Genomic DNA, 5,966 nt, shown 5'->3' with positions numbered 1-5,966 from the left:
TTGTTGTAAATAATACGGCAGCAAAAAAAACTGCAACAGCTTCCGTCAAAAAAACGGCGGCATCTAAAACAACAACCGCAAAGAAAGTTGCAAATGTCGCTCCGGTCACTAAAAAAACGACAGCAAAAAAAGTCACAACAACTCCGGCTAAAAAGACATCAACAGTTAAGAAACCTGCCGCAAAAAAAACAGATATAGATGAGCTTGATTTGGATGAAGACGAATAAAGAATATGACAATAAAAAGTATAAAAGTAAATTTAAAAAAAAATTCTTATCCGATAATTTTAGATAATGCTTATAACAGTTCGTTGCCGTTTTTTACAAAGTTTGTTCCTGAAAAAAAGGTTTTTGTTATTTCCGATGATACGGTTGCGAAATTATATTTAAAAAGTTTTGAAAATTTTATGAAGGAAAACAAGTTTAACTTGTTTTCCTTCGTGTTTTCTTCCGGTGAAAAATATAAAAATTTAAAAACTTTGGAAGAAATATATAATTTTGCTTTATCGGCAGGAATAGACAGACAATATACCGTTATTGCTTTAGGAGGCGGTGTTGTCGGTGATACTGCGGGTTTTTTTGCGGCAACATATATGAGGGGTTTGAATTTTATTCAATTTCCTACAACACTGCTTGCAATGGTTGATTCTTCTATTGGCGGTAAAACAGGTGTGAATATAAAAACAGGTAAAAATATTGCGGGTGCATTTTATCAACCGGAATTTGTTTTTATAAATACATCTTTTTTAAAAACTTTACCTGGTAATCATATAAAAAACGGTATGGCTGAAGTTATAAAATATGCAATAAGTTTTGATGAACATTTTTTTAATTATTTATCAAATGTTTTAAATAAAGCCGTTTTATCCGATGAAAATTTTTATTACATAATATCAAAATGTTGCAGATATAAAGCAATGGTTGTTGCCAAAGATGAAAAAGAAAAGCTTGGTATAAGGGAGTTCTTGAATTTCGGACATACATTTGCACATGCACTTGAAACAATAACCGGATATAAAAAATATTTGCACGGACAAGCTGTTGCGGCAGGAATGCTTTTTATTGCAGATTTGGCTTTTAATATTAAATTTATAGATGATAAAACAAAACAGAAAATTTATAAAGTTATTGACTCGGCAGGTTTTATTAAACCTAAATTAAATTTTAGTATAAATAACTTTTTTTCTTTAATGAAGAAAGATAAAAAAAATATTTCAAAAAAAATAAAATTTGTTTTGCCGAAAAAAATAGGAAAGGTCGTGTCAAAACAGGAAGTTGACGACAGAATAGTGTTAAAAACATTAAAGGAATTTTTTAAATGAAAAAAATATTGATAATAAACGGACCGAATTTAAATTTGCTCGGAACAAGACAGCCCGAAATTTACGGACAGATGACTTTAAAAGAAATTGAAACTAAGTTAAAAAAATTAGCGGCAGAACTTAAAGTTGAAGTTTGTTTTTTTCAGTCAAATCATGAAGGAGAAATTGTAGATAAAATAGGAAAATCAAAAGATGAATTTAACGGTATTATTATAAATCCTGCCGCGTATACACATACTTCCGTTGCAATAAGAGATGCAATATCTGCGGTTGAGTTACCTTCAATAGAAGTTCATATTTCAAATATTTATTCAAGAGAACAGTTTAGACATCATTCTTTTATTGCTCCTGTCTGTATAGGGCAAATTGCCGGTTTTGGAATTGACGGTTATTTATTTGCTCTTAAAAAAATTGCCGATTTAATTTAGGTTATGTTAATTGTATCGTTATTTATGCACAATATTTAATTACTTAGTGCAAATTAATAATTGTTATTATAAGGAGAAAATTATGAAAAAAATTGTTTTGCTGATGTTATGTTTTTTTGCGGTAACCGTTTATGCACAAACAAACGAAAGTATTGAGAATATTTTTTCAAGAACAAGTGTCAGAAATTACACAAATAAAAAGGTTGAACCGGAAAAAGTGGATTTGATGTTAAAAGCTGCAATGGCAGCCCCTTCGGCAATGAATAAACAACCGTGGGAATTTATTGTTGTAACCGACAGAAAAATATTAAACAAACTTGCAAAAATTGCACCTAATGCAGGTTATGCAAAAGATTCAAACTTAGCTTTTATAGTATGCGGCAATAATAAAGTGAGTGATAAATTTTGGGAACAGGATTGTTCAGCTGCAACGGAAAATTTATTACTTGCCGCAAATTCTTTAGGATTGGGTGCGGTATGGTGCGCCGTTTATCCTTTTGATGAAAAAGTAAAAGCAATTCAAGAATTGTTTAATTTGCCTGAAAATATTATTCCGTTAAACATTATTCCTGTCGGATATTTTGAAGGTGCGGTTATACCGAAAGATAAATATAAAAAAGAAAAAATACATAATAATAAGTGGTAATAAAAAATGAAAAAATTAAAAATTATTTTAGCAGGGCTTGTTGCATTTTGTTTGTTGTTATCCGTTGCGGGATATGTTGCATTAAAAAAATATTTTCCGGAAGAGAAAATAAAGAGTTATATTGTTGAATATGCAAAAAACAATTTTAACAGAGAAATTACTTTGGATAAAATTTCATTTACCGTTGTAGGTATTACATTGCATAATTTTGCAATGTCGGAAAAAACAACATTTAACGACGGAACTTTTGTTAAAGCCGATCATTTAACCGTAAAAGTGGCATTGTTGCCGTTAATAACAAAAAAAATACAGTTTACAAAAATAATTTGTGACGGTGCGGAAGTTTATATTGTTAAAGATAAAGACGGTGTTTTTAATTTTGCCGATTTTACAAACAGTGAAAAAAATACAGATAACAAAGAAGATATTTCCGCAAAAGAAGAAAGTTCAAGTTCCATAGCTTTTGAAATTAAAAAACTTAATATTAAGGATTCAAAAATTTCCTATAAAGATTTAGCCGAAAATTTAATTTTTGAGATGTCGGATACAAATATAAAACTTTTAAATTTTTCCTTAACGGATTATTTTAAATGTAACGGAAAGTTTAATGTTACATATATGAAAGATAAAAATGAATTAAGTTTTCCTTTAGAGTTTGATGCAAAAGTAAATTTAAGTAATTTCGAATTTGATAAATTGGCAGTTGAAATAAATTCATTTTTTACAAAAATTAAAGATACGGAATTTGATGTTTCGGGAAGCTTTAAAAACTTTAATAAGCCCGATTTGAACTTAAACTTATCGGTTAGAAATTTATCAAATAAAACTTTTGAAGGTTGGACGAATTCAAATTTGGTTTATGATATATCCGAACTTAATTTTATAACGAAAGCCAAAATTGACCTTTCAAGTAAAACTGCAAATATAGAAAAATTCAGTTTGAATTTACCTTCATCAAAAGCCGAACTTAAAGGACTTGTAGGTTGGGATAAAGAAAATATGCAATATGATTTTGATATGAATGTTGATATTGTATTAAAACAGCTTCAGAATTTTTTCCCTCAATATAATTTGGACGGTAATTTAAAATCCGTTATGAAAATAAATCAAACATTAATTGACGGTAATTTGGAATTAAAAAATATTAACGTTTCCGTAAGTTCGTTAAATATAACAAACTTAAATTCAAATGCAATTATTAAATTTAATACAAACGAAGCTTTACATAAAATAGATTTCAGAAGCGATAAAGATATCAAAGATATTAATATACAAATACCGACAATATCGGCAAAACTCAATAGCGGTGTATTTTCAGGTAATGTTTCCGTAACAAAACCGAATAATATTGCGGTGGTTGCAAATTGCGCTGTTGAAAATTTATCAAGTAAAGATATAAAACCTTTTTATGATTTAAAAACAGATATTATTATACCCAAAATAACGGCAGAATTAGATACGATGCTTCAAATGCAAACAAAAACGGCAAAAATAAACAAACTTAATATTTTACTTAACGATTCAACAGCAAATATTTCAGGTAACCTTGATTGGAATAAAAATTTAAAATATTCCTTAAATATTGCAGCCAACCTTACTTTAAATCAATTTGTAAAAAGTTTAACAAAGCAGGATGTGTCCGGAAATATTAACACAAAACTTTATTTAACGACAAACGATTTCAGCGGTAATGTAAATTTAAATAAAGTTTCGTTTTTTTATCAGGATTGCATAAATTTTAAGGATGTTGATTTAAAAGCGGTATTGAAATCCAAAAATAATATTTCAGTTGAAAAAGCTGCAGGTAAATTTAACGACGGTGTTTTTGATTTGGCGGGTTCGTTTATAAATAAAACGATAACCGTAAAACTTGTAATGGATAAATTGGTAATGGAAAAGTTTCCTCAATTTGAACAAGAATCCGCAAATAATAAAAATACAAAAACATCTTCGACAAATAAACAACAATCTGCCGGTTTTAATATAAACCTTAATACCGATGTTAAAATTTCAACGATAAGTATTCCTTATTTTTATGCTAAAAATTTCACACTGAAAACCGCATTAAATTCCATAACTGAAACTTGCAGCAGGTTGTCCGGAACTGCAAATTGCAATTTTAACGACGGCGAAATTACAAATGTATCGGCATTTGCAACAAATAAAACGGCAAAATCTTTATTAAATATTTTTATTATTGCAAATAATATAAAAGGAACATCTGCACAATCTTCTAAAGATTCAATTCATTTTGATAAATTCGTGCTTGATGCCGTAAGTACAAACGGTAATTTACAAATAAACAGAGGTAACTTTAAAATGCCTATTACCGGAATTGATGTTACCGGAACAGTCAATTTTAATAACAGAAATTTGAATTTAAGTGTAGTTCCTGCGGAATATACGGCTTTTAAAATTACCGGAACCATTGAAAACCCGAAAACCGATTTTGATGTTGCAAAGGCCGTTACAAATGCACTGAAATCGGAAAAGGTAATTAATCAATTATCAAATTTATTCGGCGGCGGCAAAAAAGAAAATAAAGAAAATGTAAATGCTTCCACGGATAGTACAAACTCATCAACTGAAACAAAACGGGAAACTTCAAAGCAACAAACACAACAAACACAACAAACACAACAAACGGCAGAGACAAAGGTAATTAATCAATTATCAAATTTATTCGGCGGTAATAAAAAAGAAAATACAAACTCGTCAACTGAACAGAAACAGGAAACACAGCAAACATCAGGGGAACAAAAATAATGGAGTTGCAAAAAATAAAAAGGTTTCCATATACAGATATTTTAGGGTGGTCAATATCAAGGTATGATAAATTTTTAAATTGTAAAAGACAATATTTTTATGATTATTACGGCAAATATGATAAAGAATTTTCTTATGATAAAATACAGCAATTAAAAGCATTAACTTCAACGGCACTTGAAATAGGAAATATAGTCCATGATACGATAAGAGATTTACTCGTTCGCCTTCAAAAAACTTCAAAACCGATAGATAAAAAAAGATTTTTACAATACACTTTGAATAAAACAAAGTTATATTGTAACAGTAAAACTTTCGGTGAAGTTTATTATAAACAAACAGAAAATATAGATGAAAATACATTGTTTCCGAGCATTCGGGAAATTCTTAATAATTTTTTATACAGCACAAGGTTAAAGTGGATATTTGAAACGGCAATAAAAACAAGTCCCTGTTGGATTATAGAGCCGGATGGTTTCGGTGAAACAAGAATAAATAATTATAAAGCATATTGTAAAGTTGATTTTTTAATTCCTGCCGAAGATAAAATTTTTATACTTGATTGGAAAACAGGTAAGAAAGATATAGCAAAACATTCAAGACAGTTAATAGGTTATGCATTATGGGCATGCTACCATTTTAATGTAAGCCATGAAAATGTTTTCCCGACAATATCATATTTACAACCTGCTTTTGAAGAATATAACGTAACTTTAACCGAAAACGATTTACATCTTTTATCCGAACAGGTTGTTGAAGAAACAAACCAAATGTATCAATATTTAACCGATATAAATAAAAATAT

5 protein-coding genes and 1 pseudogene are annotated in these 5,966 nt (G+C 29.0%); all 6 read left to right on the top strand.

The genetic code is table 11. The annotated features are described in order from the left end of the window. Positions 1-227, top strand: a pseudogene (locus tag ACMUOV_RS04525) (hypothetical protein); the annotation flags it as partial. Positions 228-232: 5 nt separating this feature from the next. Next, positions 233-1,321, top strand: a complete 1,089-nt coding sequence (aroB, locus tag ACMUOV_RS04520) for a 3-dehydroquinate synthase (RefSeq protein WP_413853924.1) — start codon at positions 233-235, stop codon at positions 1,319-1,321. Next, positions 1,318-1,749 carry a type II 3-dehydroquinate dehydratase gene (gene aroQ, locus ACMUOV_RS04515; RefSeq protein ID WP_413853923.1) on the top strand — a complete coding sequence of 144 codons (432 nt, stop codon included), beginning with the start codon at positions 1,318-1,320 and terminating at the stop codon, positions 1,747-1,749. The genes aroB and aroQ overlap by 4 nt, the downstream gene beginning before the upstream one ends. 82 nt (positions 1,750-1,831) lie before the next feature. Further along, positions 1,832-2,395: a nitroreductase family protein gene (locus ACMUOV_RS04510; RefSeq protein WP_413853922.1), complete on the top strand. Its 564-nt coding sequence runs from the start codon at positions 1,832-1,834 to the stop codon at positions 2,393-2,395. 6 nt (positions 2,396-2,401) lie between these two features. Beyond that, on the top strand, positions 2,402-5,161 hold the full coding sequence (locus ACMUOV_RS04505) for an AsmA family protein (protein WP_413853921.1): 2,760 nt from the start codon (positions 2,402-2,404) through the stop codon (positions 5,159-5,161). Further along, on the top strand, positions 5,161-5,966 hold an 806-nt coding region (locus ACMUOV_RS04500), incomplete at its 3' end, for a PD-(D/E)XK nuclease family protein (RefSeq protein ID WP_413853920.1). The genes ACMUOV_RS04505 and ACMUOV_RS04500, both read left to right, overlap by 1 nt.

Source organism: Candidatus Ruminimicrobium bovinum, from assembly GCF_902760015.1.
Lineage (GTDB): Bacteria > Elusimicrobiota > Endomicrobiia > Endomicrobiales > Endomicrobiaceae > Ruminimicrobium > Ruminimicrobium bovinum.
This window is presented reverse-complemented; position numbering and strand designations above follow the sequence as displayed.